Below are 25173 nucleotides of genomic sequence, written 5' to 3'. Positions count from 1 at the left end.
CACGACGATGCAACAACCGAACCCTCCCGCCGCGGCCTACGACGACACCGTCGTGCGGCAGTTCGCGCTCATGTCCGTGGTCTGGGGCGTGGTCGGCATGCTGGTCGGGGTGATCATCGCCTCGCAGCTGACGTTCCCCGAACTCAACCTCGGCATTCCATGGCTCAGCTACGGGCGGCTGCGGCCGCTGCACACCAACGCGGTCATCTTCGCGTTCGGCGGCTGCGCGCTGATGGCCACGAGCTTTCACGTGGTGCAGCGCACCTGCCAGGTTCCGCTGTTCGCGCCGAAGCTCGCGTCGTTCGTGTTCTGGGGCTGGCAACTCGTGATCGTGGCGGCCGCCATCAGCCTGCCGATGGGCTACACCAGCGGCAAGGAGTACGCCGAGCTCGAGTGGCCCATCGACATCCTGATCGCAGTCGTCTGGGTGTCCTATGCCATCGTGTTCTTCGGCACCATCGGCATCCGCAAGGTACGCCACATCTACGTGGCGAACTGGTTCTTCGGCTCTTTCATCATCGCGGTGGCGCTCCTGCACATCGTCAACAGTGCCGCGATTCCCGCGGGCTGGATGAAGAGCTACTCGGCCTACGCCGGCGTGCAGGACGCGATGGTGCAGTGGTGGTACGGCCATAACGCGGTCGGCTTCTTCCTCACCGCGGGCTTCCTGGGAATGATGTACTACTACATCCCCAAGCAGGCGGGCCGCCCGGTGTATTCGTATCGGCTGTCCATCGTCCATTTCTGGGCGCTGATCTTCACCTACATGTGGGCGGGTCCGCACCACCTGCACTACACCGCGCTACCGGACTGGACCCAGTCGCTGGGCATGGTGTTCTCGCTGATCCTGCTGGCGCCGAGCTGGGGCGGAATGATCAACGGCGTCATGACGCTCTCGGGCGCCTGGCACAAGCTGCGCACCGACCCGATCCTGCGCTTCCTGATCGTGGCGCTGTCGTTCTACGGCATGGCGACCTTCGAGGGGCCGATGATGTCCATCAAGACCGTCAACGCCCTGAGCCACTACACCGACTGGACCATCGGCCACGTGCATGCCGGCGCGCTCGGCTGGGTGGGCTTCATCACCATGGGCTCGCTCTACTACCTGATTCCGCGCATGTACGGCCGCACCGAGATGTACAGCGTGAAGGCCATCGAGGCGCACTTCTGGATGGCCACCATCGGCATCGTTCTCTACATCGCGGCCATGTGGATCGCGGGCGTGATGCAGGGCCTGATGTGGCGCGCGATCAACCCCGACGGCACGCTCACCTACACCTTCGTGGAGAGCGTGAAGGCCACCTTCCCGTTCTACCTGGTGCGCCTGATCGGCGGGCTCCTCTATCTGTCGGGAATGCTGGTGATGGCCTGGAATGTCTGGATGACCGTCATCTCCGGCTCCTCGGTGCGCGCCCGGATTCCTGTCCCCGCCATGAACCCCGCCTGAGGACGCCCCATGAACCCGAAACTGAACAAGCCCACCGGCTTCACCCACGAGAAGATCGAGACCAACAACCTGCTGATGATCGTGCTGATCCTCGTGGTGGTGGCCATCGGCGGCCTGGTGGAAATCGTTCCGCTCTTCTTCCAGAAATCGACCACCGAGGCGGTGACCGGCGTCAAGCCGCTCACGCCGCTGCAGCTGGCCGGCCGCGACATCTACCTGCGCGAGGGTTGCTACAACTGCCACTCGCAGATGATCCGGCCCTTCCGCTCGGAGACGCTGCGCTACGGCCACTACTCGGTGGCCGGCGAGTTCGTCTACGACCATCCGTTCCAGTGGGGCAGCAAGCGCACCGGCCCCGACCTGCATCGCGTGGGCGGCAAGTACAGCGACGAGTGGCACCGCATCCACCTGAACAACCCGCGCGACCTGGTGCCCGAGTCGAACATGCCGGCCTACACATGGCTGGACAAGACCCTCGTCGATGCCGAGGCCATGCCCTCCCACCTGCGCGCGCTGCGCCGGGTCGGCGTGCCCTACACCGACGAGGAAATCGCCGGCGCCACCGAAGCCGTGAGCGGCAAGACCGAGATGGAGGCCACCGTGGCCTACCTGCAATCGCTGGGCCTGGCGCTCAAGTAGGGAGGACGAAGAAATGATCGACATCACCACCTTGCGCGTTGCGGCCACCGTTGCCTGCTTCGTCGTCTTCATCGGCATCGTCGCCTGGGCGTATTCGCGCCGCAACGCGGAAGACTTCCAGGAAGCCGCCCGCCTGCCGTTCGAACAGGACTGAAGGGAGAACCACGATGAGCGATTTCATCCATCATTTCTGGTCGGACTACGTGGCGATCGTCTCGCTGGCCAGCATCCTGGCCTGCGCGGTGCTGCTCTGGCTCACGGCGCGCAAGCGCGTGGCATCGAGTGCCGACAACACCACCGGCCACGTGTGGGACGAGGACCTGCGCGAAGCCAACAACCCGCTGCCGATGTGGTGGGTCGGGCTGTTCGTGCTGACCATCGTTTTCGGGCTGGGTTACCTGGTCGTGTTCCCCGGCCTGGGCAGCTTCAAGGGGCAGTCGGACTGGAGCTCGCGCGGCGAGTACGAAGCCGATGTCGCCAAGGCCACGCAGGAGCTCGCGCCCGTCTATGCGAAGTACGCCGCCATGCCGGTGGAAGAGGTCGCGGGCGACCCCCAGGCCAGGGCCATCGGCGAGCGCCTGTTCATGAACAACTGCTCCCAGTGCCACGGCTCCGATGCGCGCGGCAGCAAGGGCTTTCCCAACCTCACCGACAAGGACTGGCTGCACGGCGGCACGCCCGAGAAGATCGTGGAGACCATCACCAAGGGCCGCATCGGCGTGATGCCGCCCATGGCCGCGGCGGTCGGCACGACGGACGACGTGAAGAACGTGGCCAACTACGTGCTGAGCCTCTCGGGCGAGCCGCACGACTCGGTGCGCGCCGGCCTCGGAAAGTCGAAGTTCACCACCTGCACGGCCTGCCACGGCGTCGGCGGGGTCGGCAACCAGGCCCTCGGGGCACCGAACCTCAGCGACAAGGTCTGGCTGCACGGCTATGGCGAGGCCGCCATCGTCCAGATGATCAACGCGGGCAAGCACAGCGAGATGCCTCCGCAGGAAGGCCGCCTCACCGAGGCGCAGATCCGCATGCTGGCGTCGTACGTCTGGGGTTTCTCCAACAGCCCGGCCACGCCCGCGGCCACGCCCTGACGGCGCCGCGCCATGACCCGCAAGATCATTCCCATCGTCAGCGCGGGCAGCGAGGAGATCGGCCTGTACGAGGCCACGCAGAAGATCTACCCCCGCACGGTGCGCGGCATGTTCGCGCGCTGGCGCTGGGCCATGGTCTTTCTCACCCAGCTGGTCTTCTACGGGCTGCCGTGGGCCGAGTGGGGCGGCCGGCAGATGGTGCTGTTCGACCTGGCCGCGCGCCGCTTCTACATCTTCGGCCTGGTGCTGTATCCGCAGGACCTGATCTATCTCTCGGGCTTGCTGGTGGTGAGCGCGCTGGCGCTCTTCCTGTTCACCGCTGTGGCAGGCAGGCTGTGGTGCGGCTATGCATGCCCGCAGACCGTCTACACCGAGATCTTCATGTGGGTGGAGCACAAGATCGAAGGCAACCGCACCGCACGCATGCGGCTGGACGCCGAACCGATGTCGCTCGAGAAGCTGGTGAAGAAGTGGTTCAAGCACCTCGTGTGGATCGGCATCGCGATGTGGACCGGCTTCAGCTTCGTGGGCTACTTCACGCCGGTGCGCGAACTGGGCATGGCCTTCCTGCAGACGCAAATGGGCTCCTGGGAAGTGTTCTGGGTGTTCTTCTACGGCTTTGCCACCTACGGCAATGCCGGCTTCATGCGCGAGCAGGTCTGCAAGTACATGTGCCCCTATGCGCGCTTCCAGAGCGCCATGTTCGACCGCGACACGCTCATCGTCACCTACGACCCGCAGCGCGGCGAGCCGCGCGCGCCGCGCCGCAAGGGGCCCGATCCGCGCACGCTCGCGCTGGGCGACTGCATCGATTGCGGCCTGTGCGTGCAGGTGTGCCCGACCGGCATCGACATCCGCCAGGGCCTGCAGTACGAGTGCATCGGCTGCGGCCTGTGCGTGGATGCCTGCGATACCGTGATGCAGAAGATGGCCTACCCGCCCGGGCTGATCCGCTACGACACGCAGAACGGCACCGAGGCTGGCTGGTCGCGCCGCGTGCTGCGGCCGCGCGTGCTGGTCTACACCGGCGTGCTTGCGCTGCTGGTAGCGGGCCTGCTGGCCAGCCTGGTCGTGCGCACCCCGTTCAAGGTCGACGTGGTGCGTGACCGCGCTTCGCTGGCCCGCATCGCCGAGGGCGGTCGGCTGGAGAACGTCTACCGCCTGCAGATCATGAATGCCACCGAGAAGCCGCAGCACTACCGCATCACCGCCGACGGGCTGGACGGCCTGAGCGTGTCGCCGGAGGAGGTGGTGGAGGTCGATGCCGCCCAGTCGCGCTGGGTCGCTGTGCGCTTGCAGGTGCCCTACGGCGCCGTGCCGGCCGGCTCGCACACGGTGCATTTCGCCATTCGCGAAGAGGGCGGCGGCGCGCAGGTGTCTGAAAAAGCGGCCTTCCTGGTGCCGCGCTGAAAGGTCGAGATGAATGCTGCAACGACGAACGACAAGCCGATGGATGCCTGGTGGCGCCATCCGCTGCTCTGGATGGTGATCGGCGGGCCCGCCGTGGTGGTGGTTGCGAGCTTCGTGACCTTCTGGCTGGCCTGGCGCAGCCCCGATGCGCTGGTGTCCGAGGACTACTACCGCGAAGGCGTCGAGATCAACAAGACCCTGGCCGCCAGGAAGCTGCTGCCTGCGCTGGCCGGCCGCAATCACGCGGCCACCCCTGCGGGCGATGTGCCGCTGCCCGAACGAAAGGCGGCGCCGTGACCGGACTGCGCCAGATCGTCGGCGTGCTGTGGCCGTCTTTCCTGGTGGCCTGCGCGATGGAGATGCTGGTGTTCGCGCTCGTCGATCCGGTCAGCGTGTACTGCGGCGCCGATGCGCTGCACATGTCGCGCCAGGGTGCCTACACGACGGCCTTCTTCGTCTTCTGGCTGATGGCCGCGGCTTCGAGCGCCTGCACGGTGCTGCTGGCCGCGAGGCCCGAGGTCGAACGCCGCGACGCTTCCTTGCGGACGCCCCCGCCATGAACCATCCCGCTTTCGCTCCTGCTCCCGCTCCTGCTCCTGCCTCGGCACAGGCCGTACTGCCCCTCGAACTGCTGCGCGAGTTCGATGTTCCCGGCCCGCGCTACACCTCCTATCCCACGGCCGACCGCTTCATCGACGCCTTCGGTGCCGACGACTACACGCAGGCGCTGCGCGTCCGGCGCGAAGCGGCCGCCGGGGCGCCGCCGCTGTCGCTCTACGTCCATATACCGTTCTGCGAATCGCTCTGCTACTACTGCGCGTGCAACAAGATCGTCACGCGCCACCGCGAGCGCGGCCGGCAGTACCTGGCCTATCTCGCGCGCGAGGTGGAGTTCCAGGTCGCGCAGCTGGGGCGCAGCGCCACCGTCGCCCAACTGCACCTGGGCGGCGGCTCGCCCACGTTCCTCGATGACGCGGAACTGGGCGAACTCATGGCGTTGCTGCACCGCTCGTTCGCGTTCGTGCCGGGCGGCGAGCGCTCCATCGAGATCGATCCGCGCACGGTCGATGCGCAGCGCCTGGCCAACCTGGCCGCGCTGGGCTTCAACCGCCTGAGCTTCGGCGTGCAGGACTTCGACCCCGGGGTGCAGCAGGCGGTGCACCGCATCCAGCCCGCGTCGCAGGTCTTCGCGCTCATGGACGCGGCCCGCGCGCTCGGTTTCGAGTCGATCAACGTCGATCTCATCTACGGATTGCCGCGCCAGAACGACGCGTCCTTCGGGCGCACGCTGGCGCAGATCCGCGACCTGCGGCCCGACCGCATCGCGCTGTATGCCTATGCGCACCTGCCTGAGCGCTTCAAGCCGCAGCGGCGCATCGCGGCCGACGAGCTGCCCGATGCGGCCGCGCGGGTGCGCATGCTCGGTGCCGCCATCTCGGAGCTCACCGAGGCGGGCTATGTCTACATCGGCATGGACCACTTCGCGTTGCCCGGCGACCCCCTCGCGATTGCGAAAAGAGAAGGGCGGCTGCACCGCGACTTCCAGGGCTACGGCGTGCGGCCCGAGGGCGATCTCGTTGCGCTGGGTGTGTCCGGCATCGGCCGCGTGGGCGCCACCTACAGCCAGAACGCCAAGACGCTCGACGAGTACTACGACCTGCTCGACCAGGGCCGACTGCCCGTGGTGCGCGGGCTGGCGCTCTCGCGCGACGACCTGCTGCGGCGCGCGGTGATCATGGCGCTCATGTGCCGCGGCCGCGTCGACTTCAACGCGATGGGCGAGGCCTACGCGGTCGACTTCCGCCGTTACTTCGCCACCGAGTTCGCCGCGCTCGGCCCGCTGGTGGCCCAGGGCCTGGCGCGGTTGAGCGACCACGACCTCGTGGTTACCGAACAAGGGTGGTTCCTGGTGCGTGCTGTCGCGATGGTGTTCGACCGGTATTGCCGCGCGCACCGCGCGCGCTTCTCGCGGGTGGTCTGACCATGCAGCTCGCGCTCGCCGGTGCTGCGCTCCTGATGGGCCTTGCGGGCGGGCCGCATTGCGTGGCGATGTGCGGCGCGGCATCGGCGGCGGTGATACGGATCGTGCCGCTGAGGTCCACCGTCCCGGCGGGGCAGGGCGCCATGCCGGCGATGACCGCGCCGGCCGCTTTTCATTTGGGCCGAATCGCAAGCTATGCAGTGGCAGGTGCGATCGCTGCCGCGAGCGTCGAAAGCCTGGCCCAGGCCAGCACCCATGTCGCCGCGTTGCGGCCGCTGTGGGTGCTGATGCACGTCTTCGTGTTCGCCTGGGGCGCGATGCTCGCCGCCACGGGGCGGCAGCCGCTGTGGGCCCAGCGCATCGGCCGCGGCCTCGAATCGCGTCTTCGCCCGCTCGCAGGCCGCACATGGCTGGGCGTGCTGGCCACCGGCTTGCTGTGGGTGGCGCTGCCGTGCGGGCTGCTCTATTCGGCGCTGATGATGGCCAGCCTGGGCAATGGCCCGCTGCAGGGCGCGATGTTGATGGCGTTGTTCGCGCTCGGCAGCGGCGCTTCGTTGGTGCTCGGCCCCTGGCTCTGGCAGCGGCTTCGCTGGGTTGGCGGTGCTCACCAGGCATGGGGCGCGCGGCTGGCCGGCGTGCTGCTGGCGGGCGTTGCGGCGCAGGCGGTGTGGTCGGACCTCGTCCGCCAGATCGATGCCTGGTGCGGCTGAGCCAGGCGGGGACCTGTGCGAGTTTCCGCACCATGCCCGCAGCTTTCGGGCGGTTGATCCAGCGCAAGGCCGCGTCGGATGCGCGGGCCTAAGGTGGGCGCATCGCATTCCGCCAGTCCAAGGAGCCCTCATGCTGACCCCCAAATCCATCCTGCTTCACCTCGACGGTTCGGCCCGTACGGTGGAGCGCATCCAGTTGGCCCGCCAGCTCGCGGAGACCTTCGATGCCGAGGTGGCCGGCCTGCCGTGCACCCTGTCCGCGCTCATGCGCTATCCGTTTTCCATCGAGGCTGCGGCCGAGGCCGTGGCGATCATGCAGGAGATCGACAAGGCCGCGCACGACAGGATGCAAGCCACCTTCGCGGCGCACAGCGCGGGCTCGCAGCGCATGCACTGGGCGGAACCCGAGAGCGACGGCCCGTGGGGATTCGCGCGGCGCGCGCTCTACGCCGACCTGATGATCCTGGGCCAGCGCGACCGGAACGATCCGATGGACGGTGAGCTCCCCGGCGATTTCCTGGCCAGCACGCTGGTGCAAAGCGGCCGTCCCGCGCTCGTGCTGCCCTATGCAGGGCCGGTCGGTCCCATCGGCCGCAACGTGCTGGTGGCATGGAAGGAAACACGCGAGTCCGCGCGCGCCGTGACCGCCGCGCTGCCGTGGTTGCGCAAGGCGCCCCGGGTGCATGCCGTGGCCTACGGCGAAGACGCGGAGGCATCGCTCGAGCGCCTGCAGGACTACCTGCGGATGCAAGGCGTTCAGAACATCACGCCGCACGCCGGCGGCAACAAGGACGATGACGTCGGCAACAAGCTGCTGTCCTTCGCCGCAGACCTGGGTTCGGACCTGCTGGTGATGGGCTGCTATGGCCACAGCCGGGCACGCGAATGGGTGCTGGGCGGCGCGACGCTGTCGATCCTGCAGTGGATGACGCTGCCGGTGCTGATGTCGCACTGAGGCCCCCGATGCGCCGGCACCGCCACCGGTGTCCAGCGCGGCGAGCTGCTCCTCAGGCGTCCACGAGCAGGTCGTTCACCACCACCGAGACGCCCGGCGTGGCCCATGCGGCGCCTTGCACCGCATCGCGCTCGGTCCAGGAGTTGACCGTGCCGCGCAAGGTGACCTGCGAGCCGTTGACCGTGATGGCGAGCCGGTTGGCTTCGCGCTCGGCCTGGCGCGAAAGCGCTTCGTGAATCTTCTTCTCGACGTCGGCGGGGCTCACCTTCGGCTTGACCTTCACCAGGTTAGACACGCCGGTCACGCCCATCAGGTCGCGCACGGCGTTCTCGGCGGCGCTGCGCTGGTAATCCCACTCGACTTCGCCGTTCAGCGAGAGCCAGCCTTTTTCGATCATGGGGTGGACCTTGTCGTCGGGCACGAGCACGTTCCACGCGAGTGCGCGCTCGGCCGCCAGGGCGATGTCGGCGTCGGTGCGCTGGTTGTCGAAAGGAAGCTTCACGGTCAGTTCCACGGCCAGCGCCTTGACGCCGTGCACGCGCTGTGCGGCGCGCTCGACGGCGTACTTCTCCGCGTGGCTGGCGAGATGGCCGGTGAGGGTGACCACACCGTCCTTGGCGATCACGCCCACCTCGGAGGCCTTGACCTCGGGCGCCCAGTTGAGTTCGGCCTGGACATCGTTGCGCAGTTGGGTATCGGTCTTCATGGGTGATTCCTTGCAGTGAACGAATGGAGGCGGGCGGCCGCCGCGCGAAACCGGCGGCGACCGTGGCTTTCACTGTAGAAACCGCATGCCCCGGGCGACTTGCGCTGTATCAACCGCGCATGCGGCAGGTGCACGCATTGCAGGCGATGAGTTCAGGCGATGGCTTCGAGCAGCAGCGCCTGGAGCACGAAGCGCCGGTTGTCCGCCAGCGGGGTCCGGTCGCCGAGCAATTCGGCCAGGCGGTCCGCGGAATGGCCTTTCGTTGCGGCGCCGTCGAAGACGGGGATCCCGGCGTGCTGGCCGATGCACAGCACCAACCCTGGGTCCAGCCCCTGGCATTCCACCGCGTCGTAGAGACGGCCGAGCATGCGGGCGGTGTGCTGCACCTCCTGCGGCGCATCCAGCAGCGACATGCCCGAGCGCATGACGGCCACACGTGCGCCCAGTTCCTCGGCGGCGCGCAGAAACAGTGCCTGCGCTTCGTCGGGCGGCGTGTCGCACAGCAGCCCCAGGTTCTTGCCGCGCAGCAGCCGGGGCGTGTTCCCCTCCAGCGCGGCGTGCTGGAGCAGCCGCGCACGGCACAGCAGGCTCGTCACCTTCAGCGGCGAGAGCTGCGGCACGGGCTCCGGGGCACGGATCTTTTGAGGGAGGGGCATGGCAATGGTCGGTATGTGACCTGCCGAGGTTAGGGACAGCGGCGCTCCCGGATTTGATGCAGGTCAAGGCGCGGGCCCATGGCCCCATGGCTTGCTGCGCGCCACAGGTCGTCGATACACGCCGGACACACTGCATTCACCGAGCGTTACCCACCGATTCCGGCCGTTGTCATTGCATTGCCGGTGGCTTCCTAGCATCCATCCATCGACACGCGACAGACCACCCGAGGATTCCAGATGCTCAACACCGCCACCCTCACGAAGACCGCACCGGTCCTGCCACCCATCGGCAGCGAGTGCGCGGGCCGGCAAACGGCCGACACGCTGAAGCTCCTGTGCGAGAAGCTCAAGCCGCAGCGCCGTGTGGTGCATACGGGCGACGTGATCTACCAGGCCGGCGAGCGCTTCGGCAACCTCTACATCCTGAATTCGGGCTTCTTCAAGATCGTGAATCTCTCGGCCGATGGGCGCGAGCAGGTGGCGGGCCTGAAGTTCCGCGGCGACTGGCTCGGCTTCGACGGCATCGCGGGCAGCCGCTACTCGTGCGATGCGGTGGCCATGGACACCGGCGAGATCTGGGCGGTGTCGTACGACGCCCTGCTGGCCGCCTGTGCGGCGCACCCCGCCTTGCTGCAGGTCCTGCACACCGCCATGAGCCTCGAGATCTCGCATGACCGGGACTCGCTGATGTCCGTCTGCACGCTGCCCGCCGATGCGCGCGTGGCCGAGTTCCTGCGCCATTGGGCCGAGTCGCTGGCCGAGCGCGGCATGCGCACCGACGAGATCACGCTGCGCATGACGCGCGCCGAGATCGGCAACTACCTGGGCATGACGCTCGAAAGCGTGAGCCGCGCGCTCTCGCGGCTGGCGCGCGACAAGGTCATCGGGTTCGCGACGAAGGGGCGGCGCGATGTGCAGATCCCCGATGTGGGCGCGCTCGCGGCATTCGTGCAGCGTTGCCTGGCCCCCGCGCTGGCGCCTGCCATGGTGCGTGCACCCGCCATGCTCCAGTAAGGCGGCCCCGTCCCGCGCAATTTCAGTCGCGGTTGGCCAGCACCTTCGCCATGGCCTGCGCCAGTTCGGATCGCGAGTAGGGCTTGCGCAGCAGCTCCCAGTTCTGCGGCACCTCGCGGTCGGCATCCAGCAGTTCCGACGAGAAGCCCGACATCAGCAGCACCGCCATTTGCGGAAACCGCCGCTGCACCTCGGCCGCCAGCCGCGTGCCGCGAATGCCGGCACCCAGGGCGATGTCGCTGAGCAGCAGGTCGACGGGCCCGACGCCTTCGTCCAGCGTGGAGAGCGCCTGCTCGGCCGTGGCAACCGCGACCACCTCGCAGCCCAGCGTCGCGAGAAAGGTCTCCACCATCTTGCGGACCTCCGCGTCGTCTTCCACCAGCATGACAAGAAGTCCGGGCGGAATCGTTTCGTCGGCGGGCTCTTCCATGGCGGCCGACGGGCGGGCATCTTCGTGGTACGGCAGGTAGAGCGTCACCGTGGTGCCATGGCCCGGCTTGCTGTCGATCGCGACGGCGCCGCGGGACTGGTTGGCGAATCCATACACAGTGCTCAGGCCGAGGCCCGTGCCGCGGCCCGCTTCCTTGGTGGTGAAGAAGGGCTCGAAGGCGCGCTCCTTCACGTCTTCGGACATGCCCGTGCCGCTGTCGGCGATGGAGATGGCGACGAAGCGCGCGGCGGCATCGCTGTTCGGGTCGTTGCGGTCGCTGCGCAGGGCTGCCGGCAGCGCACCGCACAGCTCGGTGCGAAAGCGAAGCGCGCCGCCCTCGGGCATGGCATCGCGCGCGTTGATCGCGATGTTGAGCAGCGCGGACTCCAGTTGTCCCGGGTCGGCGGTCACGGGCGGACAGCCCGGCGCGGTATCGATCTCGATGCGGATGCGCTGGTCCAGCGTGCGGCGCAGCATGTCGGCCAGCGAATGCAGCAGCGCCCGCGTGTCGACGGCGCTGGGCTGCAGCATCTGCCGCCGCGAGAACGCCAGCAGCTTGCCGGTCAGTTCGGCACCGCGCCGCGTGGCGCGCGTGGCAGCGCTCACCAGCTGCTGCGCATGAGCGTCCTGTGCAAGCGCGGGCAACTCTTCGAGCACCTGGAGGTTGCCCTGGATGACGGTCAGCAGGTTGTTGAAGTCGTGCGCGATGCCACCCGTGAGCTGGCCGACGCTCTCCAGGCGCTGCGCATGGCTCAGCGCCTCTTCGGTCTGCACGCGCTGCAGGCTGGTGGCCAGCAGGTTGGACAGCGATTCGAGAAAGCGAACCTCCTCGTCGCCGAAGCGCCTGGATTCCTTGGAGCGCACCGACAGCATGCCGATCACGCGCCCACGGTCGCTCAGCGGCACGGCCAGCGCGCTCACCAGGCCGGTTTCCAGATACGCCCGGGGCACCTCGAAGCGATGCTCCAGGCGGTAGTCGGGCACCACCACCGGACGCCCCTGGGCGAACACGAAGCCGGGCGGCGTATCCGGCCGGTTGGCAACGCGCGCTCCTATTTCCTCGCCGGCAAGCAGGCCGACGCCGCTGGCCACCTTGAATTCGAGGCGGTTGCCATCGAGCAGCCACACCACGGCAACCTCGACCTGCAGGGCGGTGGTGATGATTTCCGGCACGTGCTGGAGCACGACCTGCAGGTCGCGCGTGTCCACCGCGAGGCGGCCCAGTTGCGCCAGGTGCTCGCTGTAGCGGGCGCGTTGCAGCGCCTGCTTGACGCGCGGGTAGGCACCGATGTCGCGGATGGCCGCCACCACGAAAGGCAGCCCATGGCTCTGCAGCGGGCTGAGCGCGATCTCGACCATGACCTCGCTGCCGTCCTTGCGCTTGGCCGCCAGCTCCATGTGCGTGCCCATGGGGCGAGCGCGGGGCGCGCGGCCGTAGGCTTCGCGGTACGAGGCATGGCGCGGGCGAATGCTGTCGGGCACCATCACGTCGACGTTCAGGCCCACCAGTTCGCCCACCGAGTAGCCCAGCAGCGCGGCGGCCGAAGGGTTCGCCATCATGATGCTGCCCGACTGGTCCACCAGCAGCAGCGAATCCGGGTAGGCGATGAAGAGCGAGCGGAAGACGCTGCCTTCCTCGATGCCCGAGGGCAACCCCTGGATGGGTATGTCGGGCAGGAAGGGCGGGTTGTCCGCGGCGTCAACCATGGGAGACCGGTGGGGTCAGGATGTAGCCGGCGCCTCGCACCGACTTGATGAGCTGCGGGTCGTCCGCATCTGCCTCGATCTTCTTGCGCAGGCGTCCGACCTGCACGTCGATCGTGCGGTCGAAGGGCGCGGCTTCGCGTCCGCGTGTCTGCTCCAGCAGGAAGTCGCGCGACAGCACGCGGCCGGGGTGGCGGGCGAAGGCCTGCAGCAGGTCGAACTCGCCACCAGTCAGGGTCACTTCCTCGCCTTGCGGATTCCTGAGGCTGCGCGCGGCGGTGTCGAGTTGCCAGCCGGCGAAACGCAGCTTGTCCGCGGAGGCTGCGGCAGGTGCCGCGGGCGCCGCGGAGAGAGGCGGCTCGGGCGTCAGCCGCCTCAGCACCGCCTTCACGCGAGCGACCAGTTCGCGCAGGTCGAAGGGCTTGGTCACGTAGTCGTCGGCACCCACCTCCAGGCCCACCACCTTGTCCACCGCATCGCCCCGGCCGGTGACGATGACGAGGCCGCAGCGCCAGCTCTCGCGCATCCGCCGCGCGATCGAGAAGCCGTCTTCACCGGGAAGGCCCAGGTCGAGCAGCACGAGGTCGGCGGGATCGGACTCCATCAGCGTCATGAGGGCCCGGCCGTTGTGCACCTGGGTGACGCGAAAGCCGTGGCCCTGCAGGTAGTTGGCCAGCAGCAGCGTGATATCGACCTCGTCGTCGAGAACCGCGATGTGAGAGGCAGGTTTCATGCGTGGGCAAGGATATGGAGCACGAATGTTGTCAACATCCTGGATCCAGGTCAGGGTAGCACGCAAGCTTCGGCTGCGGTGCTTCTCGCGGCCTTGCCGACGGCTATCGCGTCCAGCGCCAGTTTTCGATCTCCGGCATGTCCTGGCCGTGGCGGGTGATGTAGGCGCGGTGCTCCAGCAGCTTGTCGCGCAGGTGCTGCTGCACGTGGCCTGTGCTGTCGCCCAGGCGCGGCACGCGCGCGATGGCATCGGCGGCCAGGTGGAAGCGGTCGAGGCGGTTGAGCACCGTCATGTCGAAGGGCGTGGTGGTGGTGCCTTCCTCGCAGTAGCCGTGGACGTGGAAGCCCGGGTGGTTGCGCCGCTTGTAGATGAGCCGGTGGATGAGCGCCGGGTAGCCGTGGAACGCGAAGATCACCGGCCTGTCGGTCGTGAAGATGGCGTCGAAATCGGCATCCGAGAGGCCATGAGGGTGCGCCTCGGGCGACTGCAGCGCCATCAGGTCGACCACGTTCACCACCCGCACTTTCATTGCCGGTACGTGCTCGCGCAGCAGGTGGACGGCCGCCATCGTCTCCAGCGTGGGCACGTCGCCCGCACAGGCCATCACCACGTCGGGCGTGTCGCCTTCGTCGTTGCTGGCCCAGTCCCAGATGCCCAGGCCCGTGGTGCAGTGGCGCGTGGCGGCCTCGATGTCCAGCCATTGGGGCGCGGGCTGCTTGCCGGCCACGATGACGTTCACGTAGTTGCGGCTGCGCAGGCAATGGTCCACCACCGACAGCAGGGTGTTGGCGTCCGGCGGCAGGTACACGCGAACGACCTCGGCCTTCTTGTTCACCACGTGATCCAGAAAGCCCGGGTCCTGGTGGCTGAAACCGTTGTGGTCCTGCCGCCAGACGTGGCTCGTGAGCAGGTAGTTCAACGAGGCGATCGGCCGACGCCAGCCGATGCCGCGCGCCACCTTGAGCCACTTGGCGTGCTGGTTGAACATCGAATCGATGATGTGGATGAAGGCCTCGTAGCACGAGAAGAAGCCATGCCGGCCGGTCAGCAGATAGCCTTCGAGCCAACCCTGGCACAGATGCTCGCTCAGCACTTCCATCACCCGGCCATCGGGCGAGAGGTGGTCGTCGCCGGGCCAGACCTGGGCTGTCGTTGCGCGCCCTGTCACCTCGAACAGGGCGCCCAGGCGGTTCGACGCGGTCTCGTCCGGGCCCATCACCCGGAAGTTGCGGTCTTGCGCACTGGCGCGCATCACTTCGCGCAGGAACTCGCCCGCCACGCGCGTGGCCTCGGCATCGATCGCACCGGGTGCTGTCACGGGCACGGCGTGTGCGCGAAAGGGCGGCATCGCCAGGTCTTTGAGCAGCAACCCGCCGTTGGCATGCGGGTTGGCGCTCATGCGGCGCCGGCCTTGAGGTGAGAGCGCCGCGATCTCGGGACGCAGGGCGCCGCGCGCATCGAACAGCGTTTCAGGACGGTAGCTGCGCAGCCATTGTTCGAGCAGTTCGACGTGGCCCGGTTTCCTGGCGAAATCCGCGAGCGGCACCTGGTGCGCACGGAAGGTGCCCTCGATCTGCAGGCCGTCCACCTCGCGCGGCCCGGTCCAGCCCTTGGGGGAGCGCAGCACGATCATCGGCCAGCGCGGCCGGGTGTGAAAGCCGTTCTTGCGGGCGTTCGCCTGGATGGCGCGGATGCTGTCGAGCGCGGTGTCCATCACGGCCGCCATCTGCGTGTGCATGGCCATGGGCTCGTCGCCCACCACGAAATACGGCTCGTGGCCGTAGCCGCGCAGCAGCTGCGTGAGTTCTTCTTCCTCGATGCGCGCCAGCACGGTGGGGCCGGCGATCTTGTAGCCGTTCAGATGCAGGATCGGCAGCACCGCGCCGTCGCGCGCGGGGTTCAGGAACTTGTTGGAATGCCAGCTCGCCGCGAGCGCTCCGGTCTCGGCTTCGCCGTCGCCGATCACGCAGCAGGCCAGCAGCGACGGGTTGTCGAACACCGCGCCGTAGGCATGCAGCAGCGAATAGCCCAGCTCGCCGCCTTCGTGGATGGAGCCGGGCGTTTCCGGCGCGACGTGGCTCGGAATGCCGCCGGGAAACGAGAACTGCGTGAACAGCCGCTGCAGGCCTTCGGCGTCCTGGCCGATGGCCGGGTACACCTCGCTGTAGGTGCCTTCGAGATAGGTGTTGGCCACCACGCCCGGCCCGCCATGGCCGGGGCCCGCGATGAAGATCGCATCGAGATCGCGTGCGTTGATGGCGCGATTCATGTGCGCGTAGATGAAGTTCAGGCCCGGCGTCGTGCCCCAGTGCCCCAGCAGCCGCGGCTTGATGTGCGAAAGCGTAAGTTTCTCGTGCAGCAAAGGGTTGCCCATCAGGTAGATCTGTCCCGCCGAGAGGTAGTTGGCGGCGCGCCACCAGGCATCGAGCAGCGTGAGGTCGTCGGGAGAGGAGGGCATGTAGTGACTGCTTTCGGGGGTGGACGTTGCAGTATGGGCATGCGGGCACGCGCGGGGGTTGATGGCGATCAAGCCGGTGACGAAGGCATGGCTATAGCAAGCCCAGGCTGGTGGCCATGGTCACCGCGTGCGCACGTGTGTGCACCTGCAGCTTGCGGCAGATGTTCTTCATGTGCGAGCACACGGTCTGTGCGCTGATGGACAGCTGGTGGGCGATGTCCTGGGTAAGGTGGCCCTTGGCCACGAGCAGCAGCACTTCCCGCTCCCGCACCGAAAGCTTCCTGCGGAGCGGGCCGTCGTCGGCCGGTTGCCAGGGAGCGACCGGCCCCAGCCGGCTGAGCAGGTGCCGGGTGACATTGGGCGAGACGGCGGCGCCGCCGTTGACGACCTGCAACACGGCCTGCGTGAAATTCTGGAACCAGGAGTTCTTGTCCAGGTACCCCGATGCGCCCGCGGCGAACGCACGGCGGACATGAACCTCGTCGTCCAGCGTCGAATGCACGATGACCTCGGCTGAACTGCAGTGCTGCCTGGCGACGTCGATCAGGTCGAATCCCTTGCCGCCACCGAGCCGGATGTCGAGGATGAGCACGTCGAATTCGCCTTGTGCCAGCAGGCGCCGCGCTTCCGGCAGATTGCCCGCCTCGCCGGCCACGCACACGCGCGCGTCGGCGAGCAACTCATGGGCGATCGAGCGCCGTGCATTGCCGTCCTCGTCGATCAGCAACACCCGGACCGGCTTCTCCGCCTGGCCGGCCAGAAAGCCTGGCCACGGATTCGCCGATGTTCGATCGACAGGCTTCAGGTGAGCACTTTCGATCTTTGCAAGCCATCGCGGTGCGCCGCGGGTCAGTGGGGACTGCTGGAGTGGCGTCGTATCCAAGATCGGACTCCTGGGTGGTGTTGGAGATCCGATTCTTCCGATGCATCGCTGCACGAACCTTGATCTGTATCAAATGGTTCTCTCGCGCAAGCGAATGCAGCCGGCGCAGACGCCACCCTGTTCACGCGAATGAGCGCTGGACGTCGAGGTCGCGAGATTCGTTCGCCCGGGCCGGCCGGACGATGAGCCTGTTCAACAGGGTGGCCAGGCCGTCGGTGCGGCGCGCGGCGCGTTCCGCGGCCTCGCGCTGGGCCTCGTCGGCCACCTCGCCGCGCAAGGTCGCCACGCCGTTCTTCACCTGCACGTCGACGTCGCAGGCGTTGACGGCCGGGTCCCAGTTGAGTTGGGCGAAGACATCGTGTCTGAGCTGGATGTCCGGATTCATGGTTTTTCTTTCTGGAGCTAGGGGAGGGGTTTCAACAGGACGGGTTCCGGTTCAGTGCGCCTCGGTCAACTGATCGAGGATCGCCGGGTTCTCCAGCGTCGACACGTCCTGCGTGATCGCCTCGCCCTTGGCCACCGAGCGCAGCAGGCGGCGCATGATCTTTCCGCTGCGCGTCTTGGGCAGGTTGTCGGCGAAGCGGATCTCCTTGGGCTTGGCGATGGGGCCGATTTCCTTGCCGATCCAGGCGCGCAGCTCGGCCGCCAGGCGAACCGCTTCCGCGCCCTCGGGGCGTGGCTGCTTGAGCACCACGAACGCGCAGATCGCCTCGCCCGTGGTCTCGTCGGGCCGGCCCACCACCGCGGCCTCGGCCACCAGCGCCGTGCAGGCCACGAGCGCCGATTCGATCTCCATCGTGCCCATGCGGTGGCCGCTGACGTTCAGCACGTCGTCGATGCGCCCGCCGATGGTGAAGTAGCCCGTGGCCGCATCGCGCGCCGCGCCGTCGCCCGCCAGGTAGCAGCCGCGCAGCTCCGGCGGGTAGTAGCTCGAACGGTAGCGCGCGTCGTCGCCCCAGACCGCGCGGATCATGCTCGGCCAGGGCTTCTTGATGACCAGCAGGCCGCTCTCGCCGTTGGGCAGGTCGTTGCCGGTCTCGTCGACGATGGCCGCGGCAATGCCGGGGAAGGGCAGGGTGCAGGAGCCCGGCACCAGGTCGGTGGCGCCCGGCAGCGGCGTGATCATGTGGCCACCGGTCTCGGTCTGCCACCAGGTGTCGAGCACCGGGCAGCGGCCGCCGCCCACGTGCTTGCGATACCACTCCCAAGCGGCCGGATTGATCGGTTCGCCGACCGAGCCCAGCACGCGCAGGCTGCGCAGGTCGTAGCGGTCGGGGTGGATGGCCGAGTTGCCTTCGGCCGCCTTGATGAGCGAGCGGATCGCCGTGGGCGCGGTATAGAACACCGTGACCTGATGCTGCTCGATCATCTGCCAGAAGCGCCCGGCGTCGGGGAAGGTGGGGACGCCCTCGAACACCACCTCGGTCGCGCCGATGGCCAGCGGCCCGTAGGCGATGTAGGTGTGGCCGGTGACCCAGCCGATGTCGGCGGTGCACCAGAACACATCGTCGTCATGGATGTCGAAGGTCCACTTCGTGCTCAGCGCCGCGTGCAGCAGGTAGCCGCCGCTGCTGTGCTGCACGCCCTTGGGCTTGCCGGTGGAGCCCGAGGTGTAGAGCAGGAAGAGCGGATGCTCGGCGCCCACCCATTCGGGTTCGCAGCTGTCTTTCTGCGCCTCGGTGATCTCGTGCATCCACAGGTCGCGCGGTGTCCAGGCAATGGCTGCGCCGGTGCGGCGATAGACGATCACCGATGTCACCGCCTCGCAGCCGCCCAGCGCGAGCGCCTCGTCGACCATCGCCTTCAGCGGCAACTGCTTGCCCGCGCGCACCTGCTGGTCTGCCGTGATGACCACTTGGGCGCCGGTGTCCGCGATGCGGTCGCGCAGCGCATGCGCGGAGAAACCGCCGAACACCACCGAGTGAATCGCCCCCAATCGCGCGCAGGCCTGCATGGCCACCACGCCTTCGACCGACATCGGCATGTAGATGACCACGCGGTCGCCTTTCTTCACGCCGCGCGCCTTCAGCGCGTTGGCCATGCGGCAGGTCTGCGCGAGCAGCTGGGCGTAGGTGGTGCGGGTGACCTTGCCGTCGTCCGACTCGAAGACGATGGCCACCTTGTCGCCCTTGCCGGCGGCCACCTGGCGGTCCAGGCAGTTCCACGACACGTTGAGGGTGCCGTCCTCGAACCAGCGGTGGTAGGGGGCATCGCTGCTGTCGAGCACCTTCGTGAACGGCGTTTTCCAGCCGACGAATTCGCGCGCCAGACGGGCCCAGTAGCCCTCGTAGTCGGCCTCGGCTTCGGCCACGAGGGCGTCGTAGGCGGCACGGCCGGCGATGTGGGCGGTGCGGACGAGTGCCTCCGGCGGGGCGTAGACCGGAAGGCGAGATGGGAAGTCGGGTGCGTTCATGTCTCGTGTCTTTCGTGAGGGTGATGCGATCTTGCCGACAGCGATGAAGAAAACCTTGCGCCAGCGCAAGCTTCTGCGCGGTGGGGCCGTTCCTAATCCGGTCGAACCCGTTCGATACCCCCATCAGGAGACTCCATGCAAGACGATCTGGTCGCGCGCATTGCCGCGCATCCGCAATACAAGCAGCTCAGGCGCCGACGCGACCGCTTCGGCTGGACGCTGGCCGTGTGCATGCTCGTCGTGTACTACGGCTTCGTGCTGCTGGTGGCCTTCGACAAGGAGTTCCTCGCGCGGCGCATCGGCGACGGCGTCATGACGCTGGGCATGCCGGTGGGCTTCGGCGTGATCCTTTTCACCATCGCGATCACGGGCTACTACGTGCGCCGCGCGAATGCGGAGTTCGACACCCTCTCCGACGCCGTGGTGAAGGCCGTGCAGAAGGTGGGCAAGCCATGAACGCCGGTCTCTTGCGCATGCGATCCGTTGTCCTCTTTCTTGCGCTGGGCGCTGCCTCGGCAGCTGCACTCGCTGCGGGCGCGGACCTGGGCCAGCTCCAGCGCCAGCCCACCAACTGGACCGCGATCGGCATGTTCTCGCTGTTCGTGGTGGGCACGCTCTTCATCACCAAGTGGGCAGCGGCGCGTACCCGCTCGGCATCCGACTTCTACACGGCCGGCGGCGGCATCACGGGCTTCCAGAACGGGCTTGCCATTGCGGGCGACTACATGTCGGCGGCATCGTTCCTGGGCATCTCGGCTGCGGTGATGGCCACGGGCTACGACGGGCTGATCTATTCGATCGGCTTTCTCGTGGGCTGGCCGGTCATCACCTTCCTCATGGCCGAGCGGCTGCGCAACCTCGGCAAGTTCACCTTCGCCGACGTGGCGGCCTTCCGCTTCAAGCAGGCGCCGGTGCGCATCTTCGCGGCCTCAGGCACGCTGGTGGTGGTGGCGTTCTACCTGATCGCGCAGATGGTGGGGGCGGGGCAGCTGATCAAGCTGCTGTTCGGCCTCGAATACTGGATCGCGGTGGTCATCGTGGGCTCGCTCATGATGGTCTATGTGCTCTTCGGCGGCATGACCGCGACCACCTGGGTTCAGATCATCAAGGCCGGCCTGCTGCTGGGCGGCGCGAGCTTCATGGCCGTCTCGGTGCTGTGGCACTTCGGCTTCAGCCCCGAGGCCATGTTCGCGGGCGCGGTCAAGGTCAAGACCGACCTGGCACTCAAGGACGGCAAGACGGCGCAGATGGCCGCGAGCATCGGGCAGTCGATCATGGGCCCGGGCAACTTCGTGAAGGACCCGATCTCGGCCATTTCCTTCGGCATGGCGCTGATGTTCGGCACGGCCGGGCTCCCGCACATCCTGATGCGCTTCTTTACCGTGCCCAGCGCCAAGGAGGCGCGCAAGTCGGTCATGTGGGCCACGGGCTGGATCGGCTACTTCTACCTGCTGACCTTCATCATCGGCTTCGGCGCCATCACCTTCGTGCTGACGAACCCCGACTTCCTCGACGCCAAGGGCGTGCTCAAGGGCGGCGGCAACATGGCGGCGATCCACCTGGCCAATGCGGTGGGCGGCAACGTGTTCCTGGGCTTCATCTCGGCGGTGGCCTTCGCGACCATCCTCGCGGTGGTGGCGGGCCTCACGTTGTCGGGCGCGTCGGCCGTCTCGCACGACCTGTATGCCACCGTCATCAAGAAGGGCGATGCGGGCAGCGCGGCCGAGCTGCGCGTGTCCAAGATCACAACGCTGGCGCTCGGTGCGCTGGCGGTGGTGCTGGGCATCGTATTCGAGAAGCAGAACATCGCCTTCATGGTGTCGCTGGCGTTTGCGATCGCGGCTTCGGCCAACTTCCCGGTGCTCTTCATGTCGGTGCTCTGGAAGGGCTGCACCACGCGCGGCGCGGTGATCGGCGGCTTCCTCGGGCTGGTGTCTTCGGTGGGGTTGACGGTGCTTTCGCCTTCGGTATGGGAAGCCACCTTCGGCTACCCGGCGGGCTCGGCGCCGTTTCCGTACACCTCGCCTTGCCTGTTCTCGATGAGCATCGCGTTCGCGGGCATCTGGCTGTTCTCGGTGCTGGACCGCAGCGCCCGGGCCCAGGTCGACCGCGGCGGCTTCATCGCGCAGCAGGTGCGCTCGGAGACCGGCATCGGGGCGCATGGCGCAAACGGGCACTGATTGCACGGCTGCCGGAACGCCGGCAGCTGTATCAAGGCCGGTGAACCGTGCAGTCCCACAACAGACCGGCAACCGCGCGTGGCTTGATGTGCATCAAGCCGTCCCGGCGACGCGTGCCTAGGATCGATCCTTACATTCCCGGAGATACCCCTCATGCCCGACGATTCTTTTTCGCCCACCCCGATGCATCCGGCACCCCTGGGCACCGGTTGCCTTCAATTCGCCCTGGATTGGCAGATGGACGCCGTCAGGCGCATGTTCCTGGTGCAGCGCCAGCAATGGGAAATGCTGACCAGCTGGCAGCGCGCAACCGGCGCCGTGCAGCGCGAGTTCACGGACCTGTGGATCCGCCGTCTGGGCGGTGGCATGCCGCTGGACGGCTGAGCCCGCCAGCCAGCGGCCGCTGGAGAAGGATCGACAGAAAGGCACAGCGGTCTGGAGGCAGACCCTGTGGACATCGCCCGGATCGCCCGCGCATCGCGGCCCCGGGCTTCCGAAGCCTCACTGGCTGGCGAGTTCCCCGCCCGGCAGCGTGAAGCGCTCGTGCTCGTTCCTGGCGCTTTCGGGTGCGCGCACCAGCAACACCGGCACGGGCGCGGTGCGCAGGATGTGTTCCGCACTGCTGCCCATCACCCAGCGGCCGATGCCGCGGCGGCCGTGGGTGCCGATCACGATCAGGTCGGCCTTTGAGGCCTCGGCTTCCGCGGCGATCTGCTCGTGCACCGTGCCCTTGAAGCGATCGAGCAGCACGGTGTCGGCCTGGACGTCGGCCTCGGCTGCCTTGGCCCGCGCGGCCTCCAGCAGCTTCGCTGCATTGCCGCGCAACTCTTCGAGCCAGTTGCCGGCAAGGCCTGCGTAGGCGTCCATGGAGAGGGCGAACGACAACTCGTCGATGACGTGCGCGAGGCGCAGGCGCCCGCCCGTCAGCTTCGCCAACTGAATGGCTTCCTCCAGCCCGCGGCTGGACGTGGAACTGCCGTCGATGGGAACAAGAATTCGCTGGTACATGGCACGACTCCGTGGCGTTGAAGGGGGTGTTCCAGTATCCGCACGGGTACGCAGCGAGAGTTGATTTCGATCAAGTGCGAAGCCTGCCGATTGCCAGGGTTTGATCTGGAGCAAGCCTGCGCACACACAAAAGCGCAACCCTTCGGGCATGCACAGGAAGACATTCATGACCCACGCCACCGTTCGCATCATTCGCCAGGAGCACGCTGCGCTCGCGGCCATCCTCCGCTCCATCGTCATGCTGCTCGAGCAGCACCGCAAGAAGGGCACCTTGCCCGACTTCGCGACACTGCGCGCCATGCTCTTCTACGTGGACGAGTTTCCCGAGAAGCGCCACCACCGCAAGGAGACCGAACTGCTGTTTCCCAAGCTGCGCGCCAGGACGCCCATCTCGCGGGACCTGCTGGACAAGCTGGACAGCGACCACGCCCGCGGCGAGCGCAGGATCCGCGACGTCGAGCACGCGCTGCTCGCGTTCGAGATGCTGGGTGAATCGCGGCGCGAACTCTTCGAGAGGACGGTTGCCGAGTACGTCGATTTCTACCTGAACCACATGGCGCTGGAAGAGCGCGAGATCCTGCCGCTGGCCGAGCGCGTGCTGACCGAGGACGACTGGCTCGATCTGGACGAAGCCTTCGCCCAGAACCGCGACCCGATGACCGGGCATGTACCCGACCTCGAATACAACGCGCTCTTCACGCGCATCGTGAATCTCGTGCCTGCGCCCATTGGACTGGGGCCGGCGCTCTGAGCCTGCTGTTGCACAAGCCAGGCCGCACACCCCTGGTTTTCTTGATGTGGCGCAAGGTGAACCAGAGGCCGCACAACGACCATTCGTTCACCGGGGGAGCGTCCCCGCCCAAGGAGCCATCATGAAAATCCTGCTTGCCGTCGATGGCAGCGACTACACGAATCGCATGCTGTCCTACCTGCTCTCCCACAAGGAATGGGCGAACGCGGGCCATGCATTCACGGCCTTCCATGCGGTGATGCCGGTGCCCCACCGCGCCGCAGCCTTTGCGGGGCCGGACCTTGTGCACGGCTACTACGAGGACGACGCGCGCATGGTGCTGGAACCTGTTCGCGCATGGTTCGCTGGCCACGACATCCAGGCACGCTTCGAACATCGCATCGGCCATCCGGCCACCGAGATCGCAGCGTTCGCGCAAGCAGGCAAATTCGATCTCCTCGTCATGGGATCGCATGGTCACGGTACCTTGGCGAATCTGGTGCTGGGGTCGGTCGCCACCAAGGTGCTGGCCGCCTGCACGGTGCCGGTGCTGCTGGTGCGCTGAATGAACAACCACATCCTGGCGCGAAGGACGATCGCCGCCGTCGTGGGCGCACTCGCGATGGCGTCCGGCATGGGCGCCTGGTCGCAGACGCGCTCGTGCCTGGACCGTCCGGCCTCGGCCTCGCAGGGCGCCGACTTCGTGGCAGCGGCCGCCCGGCAGGCGCCAGCGGTGGTGAGCATCACCGTCGCGGGGGCGGGCAACGACTGGCCAGTCGCAGGCGACATGCAGCCTTCGACGCGCTTGGGGCAGGGCGGGGGGCGCGGCTTTGCGTCGGGGTTCGTCGTGCATCGCGACGGCTACATCCTGACCAGCGCGCATGCGGTGACGGGGGCACAGGCGATCTCCATCGCCACGGCGGACCAGCGTCGCTTCGACGCCGAGGTGGTGGGCATCGACCGCCGCACCGACGTCGCGCTGCTGCGCATTGCGGCGTCCAACCTGCCGGTGGTGACCGTCGGCCACAGCAGCGAGCTTTGTCCGGGCGAATGGGTCGCGGCAATGGGCGCGCCGTTCGGCTTCGAGCGCAGCGTGACGGCCGGCGTGGTGAGCGCCAATCCGCGCTACATGCCAGGCGGCAACGGGGTGCCGCTGATCCAGACCGATGTCGCGCTCAATCCTGGCAACTCGGGCGGCCCGCTGTTCGACGAGCACGGGAACGTGGTGGGCATGAACTCGATGATCTATTCCGCCAGCGGCGGGTACTTCGGCGTGTCGTTCAGCCTGCCCATCGACACCGCGATGCGGGTGGCGGACGAGCTTCGCGCCACCGGGCGGGTGACGCGCGGCCACATCGGCGCGCGCACCCAGCCGCTCACGGCCGAGCTGGCGCAGGCATTCGGCCTGGAGGCCGCATCGGGCGCGCTGGTGGTGCGCGTCGATGCGGACAGTCCGGCCGAGGCCGCGGGGCTTCGCAGTGGCGATGTGGTCCTGGCGGTCGGTGCCGCTGCTGCGGCGATGCCCTATGCCGAAATCCAGGAGCGCGTGGCCAGCGCCACCCAGGGCAGCCGGCTGGCCCTGCGCATCTGGCGCCACAGGGCGCCGTTGACGGTGCAGGTGGGCGTGGCCCAGAGCGCGCCGGACATCGCGCCGAAGCTCGTTGCGCGCGCCGACACGCAAGAGCTCCGCTTCGGACTCGAGCTCGCGGAACGCAAGGGCGTGCTCGGCATCAGCCTGCAGGACCCCGGCCTCTATGTGCAGGGCGTCTCGGGGTCGGCGCAGCGGGCAGGGCTGCGCTACGGCGACGCGCTGGTCGCCGTCAACGACGTGCGTGTGGCCGGCCTGGCCGATTTCGATGCGGCGATCCGCACCATTCCGGAGAGCGACACCGTGGCGCTGCTGGTCATGCGCGGCGCGAACAGGAGCTACATCCCGATTCCTCCGCGCGTGTCGAAGCGCGCGGCCTTGACACCGTGAGGCCGCGGCTTGCGTGGTTCGCGCCGCGCAACGCTCCCGCCGTTTGA

General features: G+C 67.7%; 26 protein-coding genes. 17 read left to right on the top strand and 9 right to left on the bottom strand.

Features of this window, described 5'->3' with window-relative positions; all coding sequences use genetic code 11:
- Positions 1-7 precede the first annotated feature (7 nt).
- The 10 genes from ccoN (at position 8) to M2282_RS21460 (ending at position 8233) form a co-directional block, all read left to right on the top strand.
- Positions 8-1447 carry a cytochrome-c oxidase, cbb3-type subunit I gene (gene ccoN, locus M2282_RS21505; RefSeq protein WP_280810798.1) on the top strand — a complete coding sequence of 480 codons (1440 nt, stop codon included), beginning with the start codon at positions 8-10 and terminating at the stop codon, positions 1445-1447.
- A 9-nt stretch (positions 1448-1456) separates the two neighbouring features.
- The gene (ccoO, locus tag M2282_RS21500; protein WP_280810797.1) at positions 1457-2086 is read left to right on the top strand and encodes a cytochrome-c oxidase, cbb3-type subunit II; all 630 of its coding nucleotides are present in this window, start codon (positions 1457-1459) and stop codon (positions 2084-2086) included.
- A gap of 13 nt (positions 2087-2099) precedes the next feature.
- On the top strand, positions 2100-2240 hold the full coding sequence (locus M2282_RS21495; RefSeq protein WP_280810796.1) for a cbb3-type cytochrome oxidase subunit 3: 141 nt from the start codon (positions 2100-2102) through the stop codon (positions 2238-2240).
- 13 nt (positions 2241-2253) lie between these two features.
- Positions 2254-3177 carry a cytochrome-c oxidase, cbb3-type subunit III gene (gene ccoP, locus M2282_RS21490; RefSeq protein WP_280810795.1) on the top strand — a complete coding sequence of 308 codons (924 nt, stop codon included), beginning with the start codon at positions 2254-2256 and terminating at the stop codon, positions 3175-3177.
- Positions 3178-3189: 12 nt separating this feature from the next.
- Positions 3190-4587, top strand: coding sequence for a cytochrome c oxidase accessory protein CcoG (gene ccoG / locus M2282_RS21485; RefSeq protein WP_280810794.1), 1398 nt, complete (start codon positions 3190-3192; stop codon positions 4585-4587).
- A 9-nt stretch (positions 4588-4596) separates the two neighbouring features.
- Positions 4597-4884: a FixH family protein gene (locus M2282_RS21480; protein WP_280810793.1), complete on the top strand. Its 288-nt coding sequence runs from the start codon at positions 4597-4599 to the stop codon at positions 4882-4884.
- On the top strand, positions 4881-5147 hold the full coding sequence (locus tag M2282_RS21475) for a hypothetical protein (protein ID WP_280810792.1): 267 nt from the start codon (positions 4881-4883) through the stop codon (positions 5145-5147). Before M2282_RS21480 ends, M2282_RS21475 begins: the two co-directional genes overlap by 4 nt.
- Entirely contained in the window at positions 5144-6568 is a 1425-nt protein-coding gene (hemN, locus tag M2282_RS21470) for an oxygen-independent coproporphyrinogen III oxidase (protein WP_280810791.1), read from the top strand. The genes M2282_RS21475 and hemN overlap by 4 nt, the downstream gene beginning before the upstream one ends.
- A gap of 2 nt (positions 6569-6570) precedes the next feature.
- Entirely contained in the window at positions 6571-7278 is a 708-nt protein-coding gene (locus M2282_RS21465; RefSeq protein WP_280810790.1) for a sulfite exporter TauE/SafE family protein, read from the top strand.
- A gap of 130 nt (positions 7279-7408) precedes the next feature.
- The gene (locus M2282_RS21460) at positions 7409-8233 is read left to right on the top strand and encodes a universal stress protein (protein ID WP_280810789.1); all 825 of its coding nucleotides are present in this window, start codon (positions 7409-7411) and stop codon (positions 8231-8233) included.
- Positions 8234-8285: 52 nt separating this feature from the next.
- Here the strand turns inward: M2282_RS21460 and M2282_RS21455 are convergent, their stop codons facing one another.
- A complete protein-coding gene (locus tag M2282_RS21455; RefSeq protein ID WP_280810788.1) occupies positions 8286-8939 on the bottom strand; it encodes a BON domain-containing protein in 654 nt (217 codons plus the stop codon).
- A 152-nt stretch (positions 8940-9091) separates the two neighbouring features.
- On the bottom strand, positions 9092-9595 hold the full coding sequence (locus tag M2282_RS21450) for an ornithine carbamoyltransferase (RefSeq protein ID WP_280810787.1): 504 nt from the start codon (positions 9593-9595) through the stop codon (positions 9092-9094).
- Positions 9596-9832: 237 nt separating this feature from the next.
- Here M2282_RS21450 and M2282_RS21445 point away from each other — a divergent pair, with 237 nt between their 5' ends.
- A complete protein-coding gene (locus M2282_RS21445; RefSeq protein WP_280810786.1) occupies positions 9833-10609 on the top strand; it encodes a Crp/Fnr family transcriptional regulator in 777 nt (258 codons plus the stop codon).
- A gap of 22 nt (positions 10610-10631) precedes the next feature.
- Here the strand turns inward: M2282_RS21445 and M2282_RS21440 are convergent, their stop codons facing one another.
- From M2282_RS21440 to acs, 6 genes are all read right to left on the bottom strand, one after another.
- On the bottom strand, positions 10632-12746 hold the full coding sequence (locus tag M2282_RS21440; RefSeq protein WP_280810785.1) for a PAS domain S-box protein: 2115 nt from the start codon (positions 12744-12746) through the stop codon (positions 10632-10634).
- Positions 12739-13476 carry a response regulator transcription factor gene (locus tag M2282_RS21435; protein ID WP_280810784.1) on the bottom strand — a complete coding sequence of 246 codons (738 nt, stop codon included), beginning with the start codon at positions 13474-13476 and terminating at the stop codon, positions 12739-12741. The genes M2282_RS21440 and M2282_RS21435 overlap by 8 nt, the downstream gene beginning before the upstream one ends.
- A gap of 103 nt (positions 13477-13579) precedes the next feature.
- Positions 13580-15934, bottom strand: coding sequence for a phosphoketolase family protein (locus tag M2282_RS21430; RefSeq protein WP_280810783.1), 2355 nt, complete (start codon positions 15932-15934; stop codon positions 13580-13582).
- A gap of 91 nt (positions 15935-16025) precedes the next feature.
- Positions 16026-16817: a response regulator transcription factor gene (locus tag M2282_RS21425; RefSeq protein WP_280810782.1), complete on the bottom strand. Its 792-nt coding sequence runs from the start codon at positions 16815-16817 to the stop codon at positions 16026-16028.
- Between the two features lie 121 nt (positions 16818-16938).
- The gene (locus M2282_RS21420; RefSeq protein ID WP_280810781.1) at positions 16939-17202 is read right to left on the bottom strand and encodes a BON domain-containing protein; all 264 of its coding nucleotides are present in this window, start codon (positions 17200-17202) and stop codon (positions 16939-16941) included.
- Between the two features lie 51 nt (positions 17203-17253).
- On the bottom strand, positions 17254-19230 hold the full coding sequence (gene acs, locus M2282_RS21415) for an acetate--CoA ligase (RefSeq protein WP_280810780.1): 1977 nt from the start codon (positions 19228-19230) through the stop codon (positions 17254-17256).
- Positions 19231-19365: 135 nt separating this feature from the next.
- Here acs and M2282_RS21410 point away from each other — a divergent pair, with 135 nt between their 5' ends.
- The 3 genes from M2282_RS21410 to M2282_RS21400 all read left to right on the top strand — a co-directional run bounded on the left by M2282_RS21410 (position 19366) and on the right by M2282_RS21400 (position 21794).
- Positions 19366-19686, top strand: a complete 321-nt coding sequence (locus M2282_RS21410; protein WP_280810779.1) for a DUF485 domain-containing protein — start codon at positions 19366-19368, stop codon at positions 19684-19686.
- Positions 19683-21410, top strand: a complete 1728-nt coding sequence (locus M2282_RS21405; RefSeq protein WP_432422920.1) for a cation acetate symporter — start codon at positions 19683-19685, stop codon at positions 21408-21410. The genes M2282_RS21410 and M2282_RS21405 overlap by 4 nt, the downstream gene beginning before the upstream one ends.
- 153 nt (positions 21411-21563) lie before the next feature.
- Positions 21564-21794, top strand: a complete 231-nt coding sequence (locus tag M2282_RS21400) for a hypothetical protein (protein WP_280810778.1) — start codon at positions 21564-21566, stop codon at positions 21792-21794.
- Between the two features lie 117 nt (positions 21795-21911).
- Here M2282_RS21400 and M2282_RS21395 read toward each other — a convergent pair whose 3' ends face one another.
- A complete protein-coding gene (locus M2282_RS21395; RefSeq protein WP_280810777.1) occupies positions 21912-22418 on the bottom strand; it encodes a universal stress protein in 507 nt (168 codons plus the stop codon).
- A gap of 166 nt (positions 22419-22584) precedes the next feature.
- Here M2282_RS21395 and M2282_RS21390 point away from each other — a divergent pair, with 166 nt between their 5' ends.
- From M2282_RS21390 to M2282_RS21380, 3 genes are all read left to right on the top strand, one after another.
- On the top strand, positions 22585-23169 hold the full coding sequence (locus M2282_RS21390; RefSeq protein ID WP_280810776.1) for a hemerythrin domain-containing protein: 585 nt from the start codon (positions 22585-22587) through the stop codon (positions 23167-23169).
- A 121-nt stretch (positions 23170-23290) separates the two neighbouring features.
- Positions 23291-23713, top strand: coding sequence for a universal stress protein (locus M2282_RS21385; RefSeq protein ID WP_280810775.1), 423 nt, complete (start codon positions 23291-23293; stop codon positions 23711-23713).
- The gene (locus tag M2282_RS21380; protein ID WP_280810774.1) at positions 23714-25126 is read left to right on the top strand and encodes a trypsin-like peptidase domain-containing protein; all 1413 of its coding nucleotides are present in this window, start codon (positions 23714-23716) and stop codon (positions 25124-25126) included. It begins immediately after the preceding gene.
- Positions 25127-25173: the final 47 nt, after the last annotated feature.

Origin of the sequence: Variovorax boronicumulans (assembly GCF_029892485.1) — a bacterium.
Lineage (GTDB): Bacteria > Pseudomonadota > Gammaproteobacteria > Burkholderiales > Burkholderiaceae_C > Variovorax > Variovorax boronicumulans_B.
Note: the sequence above shows the minus strand (reverse complement) of the source record. Positions and strands in the feature narration are given on the sequence as shown.